Here is a 19,519-nt window from a genome sequence, read left to right as displayed (position 1 = left end):
AGATAAATTTAGCAAAAGTCAACATATTCAAAGATAAATTTAGCAAAAGTCAACATATTTTAGATGGGACAGCCGTGGCTTACAAATACCATTAGCTTGACGAGTATATGCCTTAGCTCTAGTATGATCAATATCTTCTAAATCTTCATTTTAGACTCAACAAGTTCGCAAACATAATAATACAATTTTTTTGACCTAATCATAATTACCCCATACAATCATGACAAGTAATGCGAAAGCCGATTTTATAAATGATAATAAACAGCATCAATCCACAATATTCATATTCACCTAGTAATTAAGTGATTAGTAAGGGCATTTATTTGAGAAAACAAAACAAACCTTTATTTAAATCAACGTTTACCCTTAGTTTCATCACACTGATCTCGCGTATTTTGGGATTTATTCGCGATATGCTTTTTGCTAAATACTTTGGTGCCACGGCAACCATGGAGGCTTTTCTAGTTGCCTTTCGTGTCCCTAATTTTATGCGCCGCTTGTTTGTCGAAGGATCACTGACGCAAGTGCTTGTGCCAAGTTTAAGCAAACAATCATCTCATAAACGGTTAACTTATTTATTCTCTACCTTGCTCAACATTATTGCCTTAGCAAGCTTTCTGATCTCATTAACAGGTATTATTTTTGCCAGCATTTGGGTGATGATTTTCGCCCCTGGCTTTTATCATGATCAAGCGCAATTCATCCTTGCCAAAGAGCTACTACAAATCATGTTCCCCTACGTGTTTTTCATTTCCATTTCTGCTCTTTTCTCCGCTCTTTTGAATCGTTATGAACAATTTAATATCCCCGCATTCATGCCCTGTATTTTAAACATCTGCATGATAATCTTTATTCTAAGTGCCTCACACTTTAAAGCGCCTATTTACGCCGTTGCTTGGAGTGTGTTTATCGCAGGATTCATTCAAAGTGCCATTCTATTTATATGTGTACGCCGTTTAAGATTTAGGCTCACACTGATTTTGCGAAAACCCAGTTACCATTTAAAGCGCATATTAAAATCACTATTACCCGGCATCTTCGGTGCTTCAGTCGTGCAAATCAGTTTATTGCTTGACACTATCTTTGCCTCATTTTTAACTGTTGGCAGCTTGTCATGGCTCTATTACCCTGATCGCTTAAATCAGTTTCCTTTAGGTATTTTTGGCATTGCGATTGCCACAGCCATCTTGCCCAAGTTAAGTAATATCAAAACCTCAGCACACAATTTTAGTCAAATCGTTAATTGGGGGATGAAGCTTAGCCTTATCATCACAATTCCTGCGGCCTTTGCGATGAGTGTATTATCCGCACCGATTCTAATTACGCTATTCCAATATGGCAAATTTAGTGCTTTTGATGTCATCCAATCACAACGTGCCTTGATCTGTTTCGCCATTGGACTCATTGCTTTTGTGCTTATCAAAGTATTTATTTCAGCACTCTACGCTAAAGGACATACCAAAGCGGCATTAAAAATTGGCGTGATTTGCATTATCTGTAATATTCTAAGTAATATCCTATTCATTCTAATTCTTAAAACACACCATTTAGGTTATCTGGCATTAGCTATTTCAACGACCATTACTGCCAGCATCAATGCATGGTTGTTATATCTAACCTTAAGGCGTATTACTCATGTGCGCCTTGATCTTGCGACATTCACTCTTATTCTCAGAGCCATTATCGCCTCAAGTATTATGTTTTTTGTTTTGTATTATCTTAAACAGGATATAGGGTATTGGTTAGCACTGAACTTTGAATCCCGCGTTTTAAATTTATTGATTATTATTGGCATTGGAAGTATTAGTTATGTTGTTTGTTTGTTTCTCGTGGGTGTGCGCTTGAAACATATTAAGCTTAGCATATAGTCATTGCTACCATTTTCGATTACAATCACGCCTTAGATTGATGACTTATATTAAGGAGAGGCTGTGAAAAAAAGTACCCGACTTTATCTCAAATCACTTGTTCTAATGACTGCGGCATTTACTGTGCCAAGCTTTGCGATTACCACCTATACCGTTAAGTCAGGTGATTCATTGTGGCGCATTGCCAGTAAACACAGTATCTCCGGCATTCCTAACAAAGATATGATTGCTGCGATTAAAGGGATCAATGCTAAAGAAAGCCCTTCAATTAATGATAATATTGTTAATGTTAATCAGAAGCTTTTAATTCCAAGCACCAAGGCAGAACTTGAAGATGGTTTAAAGCTTTATAACCTAAGACATACACAATACCTCACCCCAAAAGCGCCCACACCCGCTCCAGTTAAAACTAAGCCAATAGTTGAAGCACCAAATACAACTGAGGGACTAGAGAGCGCAAATACCAACACACCTACTTCTGATAATCAGCAAACCACAGTAGTGTCTAGTAACAACACATCTAGTAGCGCTAATAGCTCAATAGATAATACCAGAGAAAACACACAAGAGGGTGTTGTTATTCCTACAGCAAATACTGACAATCAATCTCAATCCACCAGTGACACACAGACCACAGTCACTACTGAAACAAAAAGCGATAGTAGTAAGTGGTATATTATTCTATTAATTATCATTATTGCCCTGTTGGTATGGCGTCGCCGTTATAAACGTAAATCATCAAAATCAAATGACGATAAACGCCTATTAAAAGAGCAGTTTTATGCCAGACAGCCTGAGGTAAAGGTTAATATCGACACACCAGTTAAGGCATCAAATGATAAAAAGACCACCAAGAAGAAATCCAAAGATGAACTTGTAGAACTGCTTAAAAAAGCCGATGAATTAATTGAGACACATGATATTACTCAAGCTAAAGCCCTCTTACAAGAGGCGTTAAATAGCGATGCTAAGAATCTAAATATTCGTCTTAAGATCTTAGCAGTCTACGCTGCTGATGGTGATGAGATTTCATTTAATAGTGAGCGCGATTATTTGGCATCTAATCTTTTACCTTATGATGATAATCGTTGGCTAGAAATTAACGCACTTTATAATAAATATTTTGGTATTAATTAAGGATATCCCATGAGTGAACAAACAACGACAACTAGCAAGAAGGCCTCTAGTGGCAAACAAACCGTTGCCATTTTGGTGCTACTGATCCTTGCTGGAGTCTTACTGTATATGGCTTTTATTTTCTTTGCTAAATTTCAAGCTTATAAGAAAATCTCAGAGAACTTAAAGGTTGAACTACAAAGCAATTACAATCAATATTTAGCACTTAATTACACCACGGTGAATAATGTCATTCATATGCATAACTATGACTATGCACAAACAATTAAGGCACTTGGTGGCGTGTTTGGCAATATTCAATGCACAACCCACTACAGCTGTGAGATTAATGGAATTGTTTATCATTTTGAGGTTAAAAACCAAGGCAATAGCGCGCGTATTGCAGGTTATCATGCTAATTTATCCAATGAAACAGTAAAGGCTGCAGATAATAGTTTTGTCGTGGCGCAAACTTATTCAAAATATTTTTAAATTTCTTTTAATTCTTTTGCCATCAGCTTAATCTTGCAATCCCTTCGTTCATTTGTATAATGCCCAAGACTTTTATCAAACATAAAATAAGGAAAATACACATGGCTATTGAAAGAACCCTTTCGATTATCAAACCTGATGCAGTTGCTAAAAATGTCATCGGTCAAATTTACTCACGTTTTGAACAAGCAGGTCTTAAAGTCATTGCCGCTAAAATGAAACGATTGTCAGCGCAAGAAGCCGGTGAGTTCTATGCCGTGCACAAAGAGCGTCCCTTCTATAATGACCTTGTAAAATTCATGAGCTCAGGTCCTGTGATGATTCAAGTATTAGAAGGTGAAAATGCTATTCTTAAAAACCGTGAATTAATGGGTGCTACTAATCCTAAAGAAGCTGCAGCTGGTACCATCCGTGCTGATTTTGCTGATAGCATTGATGCCAATGCCGTTCACGGCTCAGATGCGCAAGAAACAGCTGCTGTTGAAGTCGCTTTCTTCTTCAGTGGTTTGGAAATTTGCGCACGTTAATGTTAATTTTTCTTTACTGTATTGCTGCTGCTAACTTCTTAAGATAATTTGCCATAGGGGCGCTGTGTTTTGACTTTTGCTTTAAAGCGGTCTGATCTTGATCTAAGTGTGCTTTTAGCAACATCTCACATTGATGCAGATGGCTTTCATATAAGAATCGCACTGAATTGGTTTTGCGTAAACCTTGTGGTGCGCCACTGATACCTTCAAAAAACCATTTATTAAGTTTAGCAACATCATTGCCTGCGACAATACTTAGCTTTGAAATTGCGCGCGTGATTGCCACATAAAATAAACGACGCTCACTTTCTATTTCATCAGGTGTAGGCGGTTTGTCTTTAGTATTACTAAAAAAGCTTTGCTCTGTCATGTCACATAGAATCACATGCTGCCACTGTAGCCCTTTTGCTTTATGAATCGAGCTAATAAGCAATCCATTTTTATCATGCTTTGATAGATTTGCCTGCACCTGCAAAGCATTAAAATGATCTAAAAACTCAGTAATTGTCTGCTTTGTTTCCAAGCTAAAATTAAGCCATGCATCAGCAACATCACTGTCGGTGTAGACAGGACTCACTGCTGCTTTTTTTGCCAAATAGGCGGCAAGATCCAATAGTGTATATAGCATTTTAACCACTGTTGACGCTGGCGTTTTTGGCTTAACACCAAGCATATCTTGCCAAAGCTCCAGACGCTCTTTAATGCGTGATACTTGATAAAACGGCAGGTCATATTGTTGTTTGAAGTTTTGTAATGCCATCATTGGTTTTAATGGATTTACACTGAGTAACTCACTTAAACACTCCAGTTGCGAGATATTTAGATATAAACTTGGAAATGACAACATTTGCACAACTTTTTCTTTGCGTATCTGCTCTGGCAATTGCTGAAAATATTTACTTTTATCTACCAATGATAAATAGCCAAAAATCGATTGTGTTAACGGCAGTTTAAAGACGCTTTGACCTCCGGCAATATGATAATCCAAACCTTCTTGCAAACAAGATAGCTCTAGCAGCACACCTGAGCTATATTTTCTGACTAACACGGTAATATCATTAAGTTTGTATTGACCATTACGAATGCTTTTCGCAACCTCTTGAATCAATACCTTCAATTTATTTTTACTGATGATATTGACATCGGTTTTCTTCGCTGCTTCAGGCGCTGAGAAGCATAATGTTTTTAACCGTTGTTTATTATGTTGAATCACTTCATTTGCCATTATTGACAACAAATGACCATAGCGGAATGTCAGCGATAAAGTATACGTTTTGGCATTTTTAAAATCCTGTGCAAAACCTTTGAGCATATAAAAAGGGCGCGAACCTCGCCATTCATAAATTGTCTGATCAATATCGCCAACTGCAATTACCGATTGCGCATTACTTGAAATCAATTTAAGTAATGACTGCTGTACATCATTGATATCTTGATACTCGTCAACTATGACATAGCGGTAGCGATTACCAAAACGTGCTGCTAACGTTTTATTGGCAGTTAATACTTTCATAGGCTCGTATAGCAAGTCATCAAATGTTCGCCAACAATAATGTGCTCTTAATTGCTCATAAAAACGAAAGAAATTCTCCACCTTGCTCTCTTCAGACTGCTCTACCTGCTTTAGCATTTTTTTAAGATCCAAACTTGATTTCAAAAGCCCAATATATTGTTGATAGCGATCGATAACCTCGGGCGTTATCGGTTCTTTTTCATTAAGTAGCTGATTGGTTTTCTGTAGTGCTTCACGCACCAGCTTCTCAAGCATACTATTTCTATCAATGAGTTGCGCTGTTGACAACAATCCCTTTTTCTCTAAAAAACCAACCGTTTTAAGCCCCAGCGCATGAAAGGTCTTGATATCTATAACTGCATTAATATTCAGCGCGTTCAATCTTCGCGTGAAGTCGTTTGCTGCAGACTTGTTAAACATCAACACCAAAATCTCACTTGGATTAACGTTATTTTTCAGTAAGAACTCAATGCGAGCAATTAAGGTTTGCGTTTTACCACTACCTGCAACTGCAGAAACTAATGCATGCTGAGATAGACTATGCTCAATATTCGCCTGCTGTTCAGGGGTGTAGCAAATAGTTGTCGCCTTATTCACAGGTGGGGCTCCTAACAACAAAGACTCACATTGTAACTAAGTTTTTGGCAATGAGATATACCGCTTGCTTGTCTTTTCAACTTCGACTAAACTGCTATGCTTTGAAAATAGACAAAGCATCCTATCAAATTATGGAAACAAAAGAAATTCTAGATCTAGCTGTTAACGCTTTAGAAGATGTTAAAGCTGAAGACATCACGGTTATGAATGTGGAGCATTTAACTGAACTGATGAGCTATGTCGTGGTTTGCACTGCAAATTCAGGTACACATGCCAAAGCATTAGCTAGTAATCTTGAGATGACTGCCAAGAAAAATAATGTCACAATTTTAGGTATCGAAGGTGAAGTTAAGAGCGACTGGGTTCTTGTTGATTTGGCAGATATCGTTGTCCATATTATGAAAGCAGAAACTAGAGAATTTTATCAACTAGAAAAATTATGGGATATCAAGCCAAACTCACCTAAAGCGGTTTAAGGTCTATTGTTAAGCTTATACACTGCTTAATAACAGTTTCATCTCCTCAGGAGATACAAACCCCGCTAGACGCTTGGCACCTTTGCGAATCTCAGTCACTGGCAACACTGTATGGCATAGCTTCTCTAAAAACATCGAACTTGACTTGCATCCTCGTGCTGCTGCTAATTTCATAATATAGCGCAGACGCTCAAGTGTCTTTTTATCTTTATTTGCAGCTTGGTTAAATGATTTAAAATAATTAACAACCCAATCAAAGGTGAGCAAAAATTTTCCTTTCAACATGCGAACTCCTTATTTGACCGTTAAGTTCATATCCTCTTAAAATAATGGCTTGAAGCTTTCAAATTTTCAAGATTTATCAGCAAATTAATAGTGGGTAGATTCGTATAATAAGCACACAACACTTCTAGAATAGTAGTAGTACAAGAGATTGTTTACTGACAGAAACAACTTAGGATATGATCACAAAAAATACACTTGACATCTGGCGGTAGATCGCGACAATAGCAACATCTTAAAATATAAATGCCTGTTTTAGATACGTCTATGCGAATAAAATACTTGCTTTGCTTAAGCACATTGACCTCGTTTTTGCCTTTGTGTTTATCGGCAAATACAAGTATTAGCTTTGAACCGGTTGCCTATCAAGCACTACCCGACTGGGATTGTGGCGATCAGATGCAAGCCTATCAAGCACTACAGATTTCGTGCAAAGCCATTGTTAAAAACAATAATTATAATAAAGACTGGCAAGGTAGCTGCCAAAATATATTAGCCGTATCAGCGCATACCGATCGACGTGCGCGTGAGATGATTGAACAAAACTTCTCCCCTTTTTTGGTGCGTTATAATGATGAATCACAAGGTCTTTTTACTGGTTACTACGCGCCAGCCATATCAGGCAGCCTATATCCTACAGCAGAATTCCAAGTCCCTATTTATAAAACACCTGCTAATTTAATCCAAAAAAAGACATCCTCAGGCACACAGTACGGACGCATGGTTAATGGGAAATTCACACCTTTTTACACCCGTGAAGAGATCGCCAAAAATAATTTTTTCACACGTAAAGACGTGATTGCTTGGGTGAGCTCACGTGTTGAACGCACCTTTTTACAGATTCAAGGATCTGGTCGTATTGAGCTGACTAATGGTGATAGTATTCTTGTCGGTTACGACAGTCAAAATGGTCAACCTTACCGTCCAATTGGTCGCTATTTGCTTGAAAATAAACTCATGCCTCGTGAAGATATTACGATGCAATCGATTAAGAAATGGTTATATGATCACCCCAAAGACGCCGATAAGGTTTTAAACTATGATCCTTCTTTTGTTTTCTTCCGCGTGCTTAGCCATGGTAATCCCATTGGTGCCCAAGGTGTACCATTAACGCCTGGTTATTCCATTGCCATTGACAGCAAGTTCTATCAATATGGCACACCTGTTTGGTTAAGCACAACCTATCAAGGTAATCACAATAAAACACATAAACTCGATCGTTTAATGATTGCCCAAGATACCGGAGGAGCCATTCGTGGTGCGATTCGTGGTGATGTTTTTTGGGGCAGCGGCGAAGAAGCTGAGTATTACGCGGGGCACATGAAGAACCTAGGAAAGATGTTTGTCCTTCTTCCAAGAGCAGATGCCCTTCACCTTGCTAAAAAATAATTCCCTTTAAAGCGTCAAAAAACACTAATCAAGATTTGCCTTATCTTAAGCAATTGCTGATAATGTAATACATTAAACTTTAAAGATTTCAATATTACTAAACATGTCTATTCTCGATAAAAAGCGCTATTTACAAGATGTCCTTCGATTTGCAAGTCGCGTGCTACATAAGAAAAATATCGATGCTTTTGAAATTAATTGCAGTTATGACCAAGGACATGTTATTGCCGTTCGCGATCAGCAGACTGAAACCTTAGAGTATAATGTCACCCAACAGTTGAGCGTCACCATTTACCATCAAGGAAAAACTGGCTACGCTGAAACCTCTGACCTAAGTGAAAAAAGTATTCTATCCATTATTGATAATGCCAAAACTATCGCTAACTTTACCGAGAAAGACCCTTTTGCCGGAGTTATCGATAAGCGCTTTCTATGCACGCCACCTGAAATGCCCGAGCTTTACCAACCGATTGCAAACTTTAGCATTGATAAACTCATTGATCATGCTAAGCATTGCGAGGCAATTGCACTAGAGAATCATGATATTGACCATTCTGAAGGCGTTGATATCGATAGCTTTGAGATTTTGCATGGCTTTGCTAATAGTCACGGTTTTTTGCATGTTTACCCTGAAACACGTCATAGCGTCGGCATGGGACTTATTGCCAAAGACAATCACGGCATGCAACGTGATAATGCTTACTATAGTGCACATGATTTTACCACGCTGCCAAGTATTGCACATATCGCCAAGCTTGCGCTTAAGCGTACACTCAATCGCAGAAACCCGCGATGCATTCAAAGTCAACAACTGCCCATTCTCTTGTCACCATCTATTGCGCGTTCATTTTGGGGTGCATTATTATCCGCCATCAAAGGACAACGCCAATACCACAAAGACACTTTCCTTTTGGATAAAATTGATCAATCAATTATTGCTCATGATATTAGCCTTACTGAAAACCCTAATATTCCACAAGCACTTGGCAATCAACCCTATGATAATGAAGGTGTTAACTTGGGTGAAAACCCGATTATTAGCAATGGTATTTTAAATCGCTATTTATTAAGTAGCTATAGCGCACGTCAGCTAAAGCGTGAAACCACAGGTAACGCCGGAGGCATTAGTAACTTAAAAGTTGACAGCAGTAACACGCAACCATATGACGACCTTGTTAAATCGATCGATAAAGGTATCATCATCCATGAAACCATGGGGCAAGGATTTCATATTACCACAGGAGATTATTCACAAGGCGCGATGGGTTATTATGTTGAGAAAGGTGAAATTTGCTATCCGATTGATAACTTTACCATTGCCGGCAATCTAAGCGATATGCTACAAAACATTATTGCAATGGGTGATGACATTGAACCTTTTTCACGCATCCAAAGTGGTTCACTGCTGATAAAACAATGTAGCATCAGCGGTGAATAAATGATTCAAGCACTTATTATTCTATCGGCATTAATTCTCGGTTATTTTATTGATCTGAAGTTTTTATCTAACAAGCTGATGAATAAACTACTCTCGGCAATGATTAGTTTAATTATCGCCGTCATGGGCTATAACTTTGGCGAGCTTATCTACAAACTGCAAGGTGAGCTTGTTTCAATGCTTGGCATTACCTTAAGCTTTATTGCTGCATTATTTGCTATCAACGTGTTAGCAGTCTATGGCTATTTGCGCTTAAAGCCAAAACGCGCCATTAAAGCGCATCACGACATGGTCAAAGCACAAAGCCCACTAAAACCCATCCTAACCAGTTGTAAATATTTATTGTATCTTGTGATTGGTACTTTTCTTGGGCTATTTATCAATAAACCATTGGTGCACATTGGGCTTATTATCGATGCCATTTTAGTCCTGACTTTATTTATTATTGGAATTCAAATGCGACGTGAAGGTCACTCACTGACACAAATTCTCAAGAATAAAACGGGCATTATGATTGCGATTATTTTAATGATCAGCTCCCTTGCTGTTGGTGCCATCTTGGGCGTTTTCTTTAATATTCCATTATCACATGCACTCATGCTCACAAGTGGCTTTGGTTGGTATAGTTTAGCCAGTATCTTAAATGCTCAGCTGATTGATGCTCACTTTGGCACGATGACATTTTTTATCGATTTCTCACGCGAAATTATCGCCATTATTGTAATTCCCATGTTAGCCAAACATATTCCTACAGAACTGGTGAGTTATAGTGGTGCCACGGCGATGGATTTTAGCTTACCTGTCATTAAAGATCATATCGGTATTCAAGCAGTACCTGTCGCCATTAGTAGTGGTTTTGTATTAACATTGGCAACGCCGATTCTTATTCCACTATTCAACCTGATTCCCTTTTAAATTTTTAAGGATTGCTATGCAAGATGAATTATTAACCCAAAAAGCGCAAACATTAGGTTTGAATAATATTAAACGCCATATTTTTTTATGTTGTGACCAAAGTATTGATAAATGCTGTAATAAAGAGGCATCACTCGTTGCGTGGGACTATCTGAAAAAACGTCTATCTGAGCTTAAACTCTCGCAATCTGGTGAAATCTATCGTACCAAAGCCAATTGTCTACGCATATGTATACAAGGGCCAATTGCTGTTGTTTATCCTGAAGGAGTATGGTATCACTCATGCACTCCCGAAGTGCTTGAAGACATTATCCAATCACACCTTATTAAAGGTGAAATTGTGACACGATATCAAATTAAAAATGAGCGTTAAAAACCATAACCAACTGGGTGAACTCATGCTCAACGCTTAAATAATCTTTCCCTTACAATGACTTACCAATGCGGCGCGCTCCCCATAGGAAAGTTGACTGCCACTCTGGTAAATTTAACTTTAAAATACGTTTGAACATTTTCTCTAACTTTTAGTGGAACTATCTAGCAAAAAGTAAGCCAATTTGTTGAATAAAACAACAAATAGCTGCCCTATTTGATGAGTTACACAACATAAAATCACAAAGCTAACTGTCTCTGACTACTTAATTAAAACGCAACTGATCGTTAATTCATTGCAGGGAAATTCTCAAAGACAAAAATCACCTCTGAGTTGAATTAAAATTATTCGCATACTACCAAGTTTTACGCTACTATGTTTTAAACAATTAAAAAGGAGATCGTATTATGGATATGCAAAATGGATGCAATACACAGCCATTACAGACACACGTTTATAATGACGCTATGGCAATGCTTAAAATGGGTGTGCCGATTTCTGTTGTCGCTAAAACTTTACAGATTCCAAGTGAACAGATTCGCCATTTGAAAAATGAACGCAGTAACAATAATGAATAAAGCATAAGAATCGATTAGGATAATACTCAATTTAACAAACCTTCCTTCAGTTATGATTCCTAATGATGCTGCGGCACGCAATGAAGCACTGAACCCCAGAAAATCCTTTATCGTACAAGCACCTGCAGGCTCTGGCAAAACCGAGACCTTGACACAACGTTATTTAAATCTACTGGCTCATGTTGAAGCACCTGAGGAAATTATTGCCTTAACCTTTACCAATAAAGCTGCTAATGAAATGCAGCAGCGGATTTATCAATCCCTCTTAGCGGCACAAAATAATCCTGAACCAGATGAGCCACATAAGAAGCTTACTTTTAAGCTTGCCCAACAAGCCCTATTACAAGACAAATGCAAACAATGGCAGCTGTTAATGAGTCCTAAGCGCTTGCGCATTATGACCATTGATGCATTTTGTCAGAGCCTATCCAAACAACTCGTGTTTGAAACCGATGAAGCATTTAATGCCGAGATTAGTGACGCCCCTGAGCTGTTGTATGAACAAGCCATTGATGATTTTATCAATGACACGCAACAACAAAGTCCTTATTATCAGGATTTACATGATCTGTTAGCTCATCTTGATAATGATATTACTCGCGTAAAGAGCCTGCTTAGCAGTATGCTCTCAAGACGCGAGCAATGGCTTGGCATCTTGCTATCATCTCAACTGATAGATACCGATACAACACACAGCAAAAAAAGTAAAACAATTATTGAGTCTGGCTTTACAGCGCTTTTTGCTGAGCTTCAACGGCGCTTAAGTACATTGTTAAACATCGATCAAAATCAATTGATCTTAAATGAAATACTGGCATTTTGTGATAATAAACATAACGACACCCTGATAGATCAAGACAATCCGATCTTTTGGCAACGACTCATTAAACTGCTTTTTACCAATGACAATACTTTTCGTAAAACTTTTAATGCAAGACAAGGCCTACCCGCCAAAGATGCTAAAGCAAAAAATTATGCCCAATGGCTTATTGAATATACGCAATCGTTTAGCGATAACAGTATATTACACATTTATCCATTAGTTGCTGAAATCCGTCTGTATGAAAACTTATTATTAAACGATCAAGAGTGGCTGATATTAAGTGCGATCGCGCGTATTGCATTGCGCTTGGTTCAATATTTAAAGCTTGTGTTTAAAGCACGCGCTTTGCTTGATTTTAATGAAGTGTCGCTACAAGCGTTATCAGCCCTTGGCAACAGTGAGGCACCAACTGATTTGATGCTTTATCTTGATCACCAAATCAAGCATCTTTTGATCGATGAGTTTCAAGATACCTCAATTTTACAATTTAAGTTACTGCAAATGCTCACGCTTGAGTGGCAACCCAATGATAGTAAAACACTGTTTATTGTTGGTGATCCAATGCAGTCTATCTATCGTTTTCGCCAAGCGGAGGTTAATCAATTTATAGATGTTAAAACACATGGCATCAATCAAGTAGCACTTGATTTTCTACCGCTTGATTGCAATTTTCGCTCACACAAATCAATTGTTGATTGGGTGAATCATCATTTTTGCAGCATCTTTCCTAAAGAAGATGATAGAAACTATGGTGGCATTAGCTACGCGCCGGCAACAACGTTATCGCAAGAGACTAATCAAGAGGCTATTAATTATCGATTATTTGCAGATTCAACACAAGAAGCATTGTTTATTGCCGATAGTATCAAAACGCATCTTAATAAACATCCAGATCATCAAGTTGCTATTTTAGTGCGTACTCGCAGCCATTTAAAACATCTTGTGCCTGAATTAAAAGCTCAAGGGATTGACGTTGTTGAAAATGAAATAGAAACATTCTACCACCAACCAATGATTATGGATCTATTGTGCCTTTGTGCACTTTTAAACAATCCTGAGCAGTCTATTTACTGGGTGAGTTTATTACAGTCACCCTTGTTTGGCTTTTCTTTAAATGAACTGCAAACGATTGAAAAAATAGAATTAAATGAGCAACAAAGTCAGATACCTCATTCGTTTTATGACAAGTTAGCACGTTATCTTGGTACGCACCGAACACACCCTCATCAACAAAAAGCATTTTATTTTATAAGCTGGATCAACGATGCTTTTTTTAATGGTGTGCGCAGCAGTTTGATAGCGCGCTCAAAGATTATTTGGCAAGCACTCGATGGCTTTAGTATTCATCAAGATCATGCGCTGTTTGCAAACTTTATTAACCTTTTGCAAAATCATTTAACCGACGACAAAACGGCTATTGCACAATTTGATCGCTTTGTCGCACAATTAAAACGCAAGTTCGTTAGTAGTCCATCACAAAGCAATGTATTGATTATGACTATCCATAAATCCAAAGGTTTGGAATTTGATTTTGTGATTTTGCCGCAACTTGATAAGCGCGGCAAAGCAGATGGCACCCCCCTTTTCTTGCATGATACGGTACGCTTGAGCGATGGCAAAGATCATTTATTACTAAGCCCTATTAAACATAGCTGGGACAAAGACACACCGCCACTTTTCAAAGTCATCCAAAGCATGCAAAAAAAGCGTGCTGAGTATGAGCTGCAACGGCTCTTATATGTTGCTGTCACTCGCGCGAAATCAACGCTTTTATTTACTGCGGTTACTGACAATGGCAATGATATCAAAGCTGCTAATAATAGCTTTTTAGCACTTCTAGCTCCACTGAATCTCCCTTGGGTGACGTGTGAGGATTCAAATACTGATATTTCAGCTGATAAAGAGCCAAGCCCACGCTATAAAGTAATCAAGCAAATCCAAAGCTACTCAACCACTACCGTACCCAACTTTGAACATTATCAAACATTACTTGAAACAGATAAAGCAGATGATTTAAATCACCCTGATCTTAGTGAACTAGTGCTCAGTAGTGAACGTCAAATCGGCTCGGCATTGCATCAACTGTTTAATTACTTAAGTAGCTCCAAAGATAACATCAACCATTGGCAAAATTATTTTGCACTTTGCTTGCATCAACACGCGATTACCAAAATCAATCACGCGCAATCATATGCTTTAGCTAAAGAGGCAATAGCCAATACACTAACGCAATATCCTTCTATTCTTACTGCTTCCGGCATGCATGAACAAGTTATACTCCATTCTAGCTTTGGCAAAACTCAAAAACACATAGCTGATCGAATTATTATCGAGAATGATCAATATCATATTATTGATTATAAATTTGCTAGACCACTGAGCAATGAGTCTTTAGAGGACTTTGCAAGCACCCAGATAGCAACCTATCGTGTACAACTTATCAACTATCAAAAGCTGATTGCTCGCTACTTTAGAATAAACTCTGGGGATATCAAGCTGTCACTTTATTTTCCATTGATTCCGCACCTTCAAAATTTGTAAAATACTGAAAACTCCCCAAAAATTTAAAAGTGTGCACAATACGCCCGTAGCAATGATACAAGAACAGGAATCACAAGGATGGCGCACACTACTTTTGGTAACCACATGAGTAAACTATTAAACAAAATGGCATCAAAGGTGTCTTTTAAAAAATGTGAAGACAATACTGGAAAAAGTTTTAGAGCATGGCAGCTTAAACCTTTACTCAATCAGTAGCAGCCAAAAGGAGTACGAAAAATTGAGACGGACAATTACAGGTGACAATAAGCTAAATTACTTTGACCCTGAGCAAATTAGTGAAGTGTTATGTACTGAAACAGCCAAGAAATACGAAGCTGCCGATAATGTTATTTTGATTCATGATCCTAGTGAGATACGCAAAAAATATACCAAGCAAGCAGAGCCTATAGGAAAAGTAAAGGATCTGAATAAGAAAACCATTAATGGCTACAGCAGCTTCAATACAATTGCCGTTAATTTAGATAACAAGCAGATTGATTTATTAAGTCATGAGTTGTACAGCAACAAGCAGCCAGAGTTCTTATCAAAAGAAACGATTGAACAGTTAAGTGCCGGTGAAGATATCGTGATTTCACAGGCGTCTAGAGAAGCCTTTGATGAACCGATGCTTTTAATCACGAATAAGCAACTTGTGAATCAATATGACGTTTACAACGTATATGATTGCTATTTAAAGCGCTCTCGTATTGAGGGTGTGTTTAAATTTATCAAAGGTAAGCTTGGCTGGGAAGAGTTTAGACTTAAAAATTTTGAGGGAATTAAAGCCATTACTGCTATTGGTTTCTTTGTCGCATCTTATTTATATGAAATTGGTCAAGGTGAAGTTTATGATGACTTTGTTGTATTGATTTGCCTATTCAGTTATATATTTTACAATCAGCTGATCGATGGATATCTAAACACTCTTTTGCTAATGCTTATTTTTGCCTTTTTTGGAATGCTCGCATCAACCTACACTGTTATAATAGCCGAAATATCTCAAGCAAACTTTAGATGTAGAAGCATCGGGCTATCCTACAATCTTAGCTATTCAATATTTAGCGCGCCAGTTCCTGCGTTATCAATACTCATTTTAGACTCTACAAATTTAATAATGCTACCATTTTGGTTAATCGCTTTAAGTTCAATCATTGGCATAATCGGAACTGTAGCAACACTAAGCATATGGAAAAATATAAAGCAACATCAAACCTTAGCATACAATCAAACCACATAAATTATAAGGAAACACTATGGAAATCTGGCTAGACAGTTCAAACTTAACAGACGCTACATATTTTGATGCCATAGGGTTAATAAATGGCATCACAACTAATCCTAAGATATTAGCAAACAGTCAAGACAGTCCCTTGACTACGCTGCAAAATCTGCTTGCCGTAAATAAGCACCCCGTATGCGTTCAGGTTACCGCAACTGATGCAAATGCGATTATTGCTCAAGCTCAGCATCTAAGGACTATATCTAATCGTTTTATAATAAAAATCCAAGCCAATGAGCAAGGCTTTAAGGCTATGAAAGAGCTTATAAGTGAAAACATTCCCGTATTATCAACAGCTGTTTTTACTGCCGCGCAGGTGCTTACATCTTGCAAACTCAACGTTGACTACATTGCGCCATATTTAAATCATATTAAACAATCAAATCAAGACTGGCAAAAAGAAATTCAACGCATGTCTGATATTGTCAAAAGCTTTAACTGCAAAAGTAAACTGATGATGGCAAGCATAAAAAAAAGCATTGATGACATTTACTACAGCATGGACATTGGTGCGCAAGCGGTGACTGCACCAAGTGATGTTTTACGACAATCAACCGCAGAACCGATGCAAACATCTGACGCGTTAAAGATGTTCAGCGACAGCTGGGCGACTGTCGAGGATGATTTGTTTGGTCACCAAATTATAAGTGGCTAAACTTGAATCCAAGCTTAAATCCACAAGCTCTGGCATAATTTTCTAAAGTGCTGACTTTTGGGTGAGTTCCAAGCTTCTCTAGCCGACACACATTACTTCTTGTGGTGCCCATCTTTAAAGCTATTTGCTCTTGAGTAAGACCTGATTTTTTACGAAGATGTATTAACTCATTAATCAACTCAAACTCCGCACCAAGCTTATTGTATTCGTGCTTGACATTATCATTTTTAAAAGCTTGCTCTTTTAGCTGTTTAAGATTCACTTTTAACCTCCTTCATTCGGTTTATAGCTACCTCAAGTTCTTTCTTTGGTGTTTTCTGGGTTTTCTTTACAAAAACATGCAAAACTATTATCTTTTTACCATCAACATAACAGAATATGCTTCTAGCGATACCTTCTAACGCTTTGGCTCTCAGCTCAAACAAGCCATTGCTTAACGCCTTAGTATGAGGCTCGCCTAACTGCGCCCCATGTTCTTCCACTAAATCAAACAATCTTAACATTTTTGCTTGCAGCTTAACTGGAAGTTCTAAAACATTTCTTTCAACTCCAGAATAAAATTCTACAACCCAAGACATCACAATCATCCTCTTACAATGTTATCCCTTATGATAACATCAAAATGCAGAATATCAAGAATATTGCAGTAACGATTGGAAAACTGCCGAGGATGATTTGTTTAATAGCCCAACTACAGCAAATAACTTTGTGTAGCAAAAATTTAAAATTTACACAAACTCAACTCATACCATCAGTTATCTTAAATCAAAATTTTTATCAGTTGTGCTACCTTGCTTTGTTACCTGCAGTGGATATTTCTCAGGTAACAATATTTTTCTTGTTACCTATACGTTACCTATAGTTTAAATTTTATTTTGAAAGCTTCGCAATTAATTTCTCTAAAAAGCTTATGGGAAAAGGATTTGAAGGTGGTGGGCCCTGCAGGACTCGAACCTGCGACCAACGGATTATGAGTCCGCTGCTCTAACCAACTGAGCTAAGAGCCCTTAAACTTCCGGCTATTTTAGCCCATCATCTTAGTTTTGCAAGCATAATTCTGCTGTTTCCCACGCAGTTTTACGAAAAATAGGTAATTCTGGTTCATACTACCTAAAAGTGTGTTTATACTGTAATCTGACAAGATTTCTCAACAAGGTTAAATCAATGCATTCATTACACACATTAACATCAGCACGTTTACATTTTTCCGCTCACTTTGATGAAAACCACCATAGTGCAGATCTCATTATTGCGATTGCCGATAACGAAGTACAATGGCAAAGTTTGCCTTCAGGAGAGCTCCTTTACGCACGCAAACAATCTCAAGCGCCAAAGTCCAAAAAAGGCTATCACACACAACTACCCAATGCCAAAGGCACACACATTATCATCAAAGAAAATGTTGGCGAATGTGAGCTCTATTTATGGCTTAAAGATTTATCTGAACTACTTAAAGGTACAAATATCGCCAAGGTCAAGCATATTGTTTTCCTTGCCGAAAATGCTGTCGAATCAACAGCTGAGGCTTGCATGCGCGCACTATTGGCACATACTGAAGAGATGCCTAATTATAAACGTGAACATAAAGCACAAGAGGTTAGCATTGAGATCATTGGCGATTATAGCGAAAGTGATTTTCTCGATGTACTTGCTAAGCACAAAGGTAATGCTCTTGCTCGCCGCCTAACTATTTTCCCAACCAATTATTTAACTCCGCAGATTTATATCAACCTACTAAAAGATATCGCCAAATGCGAGAATTGGCAATACACGCTCTATGACAAAGAAACCTTAGCTAAAATGGGCGCTGGTGCCTTTAGTGCGGTAGCACGCGCCTCTGAGATTGCGGGCATTGTCAAGTTAACCTATACGCCTAAAGACTATAATAAAACAATTGCTTTGGTTGGCAAAGGAATTTGCTTTGACACCGGTGGCGTAAGCTTAAAGCAACCACAATATATGTATGGCATGAATGATGACATGATGGGCAGCGCGGTTGCTGTTGGCAGCTTGCTGTCATTAAGCCTCTTGCAAGTGCCTTATCAAGTACACTGTTATCTTGCAATCACCAACAACAACATTGGTGAGCGCGCTTTCCTACCCAATGAAGTGGTCACAGCCTTAAATGGTAAGACAATTGAAGTGGTTGATACCGATGCTGAGGGACGCATGGCTTTATCTGATACCTTATGTTTAGCAAGCCAAGATAAACCTGAAATGATCCTTGATTATGCGACACTAACAGGTGCTGCGGTGCGTGCACTCGGCACTGAATACTCCGCCATCTTTAGTAATAACTATGATTGGCAACCAAACTTAGTTAAATATGGCGCCAAATGCGCTGAAAAAGTCTGGCCTTTCCCAATGGATAAACATTATCTTAAAGCACTTGACTCGGATATTGCGGATTTAAAACAATGCTATGTCACTGGTAATGCTGATCATATTTTGGCTGCTAAATTCTTACAACAATTTGTCGGTAAAGACATTCGTTGGCTACACATGGATTTAGCTTCATGCCGCCATAAGGATGGACTAGCACCCATACCTACTGAAATCAGTGGTGTTGGGGTTTGGTATACCTGTGAGCTTGTTGAACAATTCTTAGCTTAAGATCGTTAGTAATGATGGAAGAATAAGTTGAGTTTTAATTACCC

General features: G+C 38.1%; 18 protein-coding genes and 1 tRNA gene. 14 read left to right on the top strand and 5 right to left on the bottom strand.

Annotation, left to right across the window (positions count from 1 at the left end):
* Positions 1 to 323 precede the first annotated feature (323 nt).
* The 4 genes from murJ to ndk all read left to right on the top strand — a co-directional run bounded on the left by murJ (position 324) and on the right by ndk (position 4,003).
* Positions 324 to 1,868, top strand: coding sequence for a murein biosynthesis integral membrane protein MurJ (murJ, locus tag ACTS4L_RS06650; protein ID WP_440616278.1), 1,545 nt, complete (start codon positions 324 to 326; stop codon positions 1,866 to 1,868).
* Between the two features lie 63 nt (positions 1,869 to 1,931).
* Positions 1,932 to 3,005 (top strand): LysM peptidoglycan-binding domain-containing protein, encoded by a 1,074-nt coding sequence (locus ACTS4L_RS06645; RefSeq protein WP_440616277.1) that lies wholly within the window; start codon positions 1,932 to 1,934, stop codon positions 3,003 to 3,005.
* A 9-nt stretch (positions 3,006 to 3,014) separates the two neighbouring features.
* Entirely contained in the window at positions 3,015 to 3,476 is a 462-nt protein-coding gene (locus ACTS4L_RS06640; protein WP_440616276.1) for a hypothetical protein, read from the top strand.
* Between the two features lie 101 nt (positions 3,477 to 3,577).
* Entirely contained in the window at positions 3,578 to 4,003 is a 426-nt protein-coding gene (gene ndk, locus ACTS4L_RS06635; RefSeq protein WP_440616275.1) for a nucleoside-diphosphate kinase, read from the top strand.
* A 13-nt stretch (positions 4,004 to 4,016) separates the two neighbouring features.
* Here the strand turns inward: ndk and ACTS4L_RS06630 are convergent, their stop codons facing one another.
* Positions 4,017 to 6,113, bottom strand: a complete 2,097-nt coding sequence (locus ACTS4L_RS06630) for an ATP-dependent helicase (RefSeq protein WP_440651836.1) — start codon at positions 6,111 to 6,113, stop codon at positions 4,017 to 4,019.
* A 131-nt stretch (positions 6,114 to 6,244) separates the two neighbouring features.
* On the opposite strand from ACTS4L_RS06630, the gene rsfS reads away from it, so the two are divergent.
* On the top strand, positions 6,245 to 6,589 hold the full coding sequence (gene rsfS, locus ACTS4L_RS06625; protein WP_440616273.1) for a ribosome silencing factor: 345 nt from the start codon (positions 6,245 to 6,247) through the stop codon (positions 6,587 to 6,589).
* 15 nt (positions 6,590 to 6,604) lie between these two features.
* On the opposite strand, the gene ACTS4L_RS06620 is transcribed toward rsfS, so the two are convergent.
* The gene (locus ACTS4L_RS06620) at positions 6,605 to 6,874 is read right to left on the bottom strand and encodes a hypothetical protein (RefSeq protein ID WP_440616272.1); all 270 of its coding nucleotides are present in this window, start codon (positions 6,872 to 6,874) and stop codon (positions 6,605 to 6,607) included.
* Positions 6,875 to 7,138: 264 nt separating this feature from the next.
* On the opposite strand from ACTS4L_RS06620, the gene mltA reads away from it, so the two are divergent.
* The 8 genes from mltA to ACTS4L_RS06580 all read left to right on the top strand — a co-directional run bounded on the left by mltA (position 7,139) and on the right by ACTS4L_RS06580 (position 16,862).
* Positions 7,139 to 8,260, top strand: a complete 1,122-nt coding sequence (mltA, locus tag ACTS4L_RS06615) for a murein transglycosylase A (RefSeq protein WP_440616271.1) — start codon at positions 7,139 to 7,141, stop codon at positions 8,258 to 8,260.
* A 103-nt stretch (positions 8,261 to 8,363) separates the two neighbouring features.
* A complete protein-coding gene (locus ACTS4L_RS06610) occupies positions 8,364 to 9,698 on the top strand; it encodes a TldD/PmbA family protein (RefSeq protein ID WP_440616269.1) in 1,335 nt (444 codons plus the stop codon).
* Positions 9,699 to 10,613, top strand: coding sequence for a lysine exporter LysO family protein (locus ACTS4L_RS06605; RefSeq protein WP_440616268.1), 915 nt, complete (start codon positions 9,699 to 9,701; stop codon positions 10,611 to 10,613).
* A 16-nt stretch (positions 10,614 to 10,629) separates the two neighbouring features.
* The gene (locus ACTS4L_RS06600; RefSeq protein WP_440616266.1) at positions 10,630 to 10,986 is read left to right on the top strand and encodes a (2Fe-2S) ferredoxin domain-containing protein; all 357 of its coding nucleotides are present in this window, start codon (positions 10,630 to 10,632) and stop codon (positions 10,984 to 10,986) included.
* Between the two features lie 407 nt (positions 10,987 to 11,393).
* Positions 11,394 to 11,564: a hypothetical protein gene (locus ACTS4L_RS06595; RefSeq protein ID WP_440616264.1), complete on the top strand. Its 171-nt coding sequence runs from the start codon at positions 11,394 to 11,396 to the stop codon at positions 11,562 to 11,564.
* A 52-nt stretch (positions 11,565 to 11,616) separates the two neighbouring features.
* Entirely contained in the window at positions 11,617 to 14,928 is a 3,312-nt protein-coding gene (locus tag ACTS4L_RS06590) for a UvrD-helicase domain-containing protein (protein ID WP_440616262.1), read from the top strand.
* A 238-nt stretch (positions 14,929 to 15,166) separates the two neighbouring features.
* Positions 15,167 to 16,165 carry a hypothetical protein gene (locus ACTS4L_RS06585; protein ID WP_440616260.1) on the top strand — a complete coding sequence of 333 codons (999 nt, stop codon included), beginning with the start codon at positions 15,167 to 15,169 and terminating at the stop codon, positions 16,163 to 16,165.
* 16 nt (positions 16,166 to 16,181) lie between these two features.
* On the top strand, positions 16,182 to 16,862 hold the full coding sequence (locus ACTS4L_RS06580) for a transaldolase family protein (protein WP_440616258.1): 681 nt from the start codon (positions 16,182 to 16,184) through the stop codon (positions 16,860 to 16,862).
* On the opposite strand, the gene ACTS4L_RS06575 is transcribed toward ACTS4L_RS06580, so the two are convergent.
* The 3 genes from ACTS4L_RS06575 to ACTS4L_RS06565 form a co-directional block, all read right to left on the bottom strand.
* Positions 16,849 to 17,124: a helix-turn-helix domain-containing protein gene (locus ACTS4L_RS06575; RefSeq protein WP_117003486.1), complete on the bottom strand. Its 276-nt coding sequence runs from the start codon at positions 17,122 to 17,124 to the stop codon at positions 16,849 to 16,851. The two genes, ACTS4L_RS06580 and ACTS4L_RS06575, sit on opposite strands and share 14 nt — an antisense overlap.
* Positions 17,114 to 17,440 (bottom strand): type II toxin-antitoxin system RelE/ParE family toxin, encoded by a 327-nt coding sequence (locus tag ACTS4L_RS06570; protein WP_440616257.1) that lies wholly within the window; start codon positions 17,438 to 17,440, stop codon positions 17,114 to 17,116. The genes ACTS4L_RS06575 and ACTS4L_RS06570 overlap by 11 nt, the downstream gene beginning before the upstream one ends.
* Before the next feature lie 352 nt (positions 17,441 to 17,792).
* Positions 17,793 to 17,869, bottom strand: a tRNA-Ile gene (locus ACTS4L_RS06565).
* A 157-nt stretch (positions 17,870 to 18,026) separates the two neighbouring features.
* On the opposite strand from ACTS4L_RS06565, the gene ACTS4L_RS06560 reads away from it, so the two are divergent.
* Positions 18,027 to 19,475 carry a M17 family metallopeptidase gene (locus ACTS4L_RS06560; protein WP_440616255.1) on the top strand — a complete coding sequence of 483 codons (1,449 nt, stop codon included), beginning with the start codon at positions 18,027 to 18,029 and terminating at the stop codon, positions 19,473 to 19,475.
* Positions 19,476 to 19,519: the final 44 nt, after the last annotated feature.

The organism is Cysteiniphilum sp. 19S12-1, assembly GCF_052030685.1.
In the GTDB taxonomy this organism is placed as follows: Bacteria; Pseudomonadota; Gammaproteobacteria; order Francisellales; family Francisellaceae; genus Caedibacter.
This window is presented reverse-complemented; position numbering and strand designations above follow the sequence as displayed.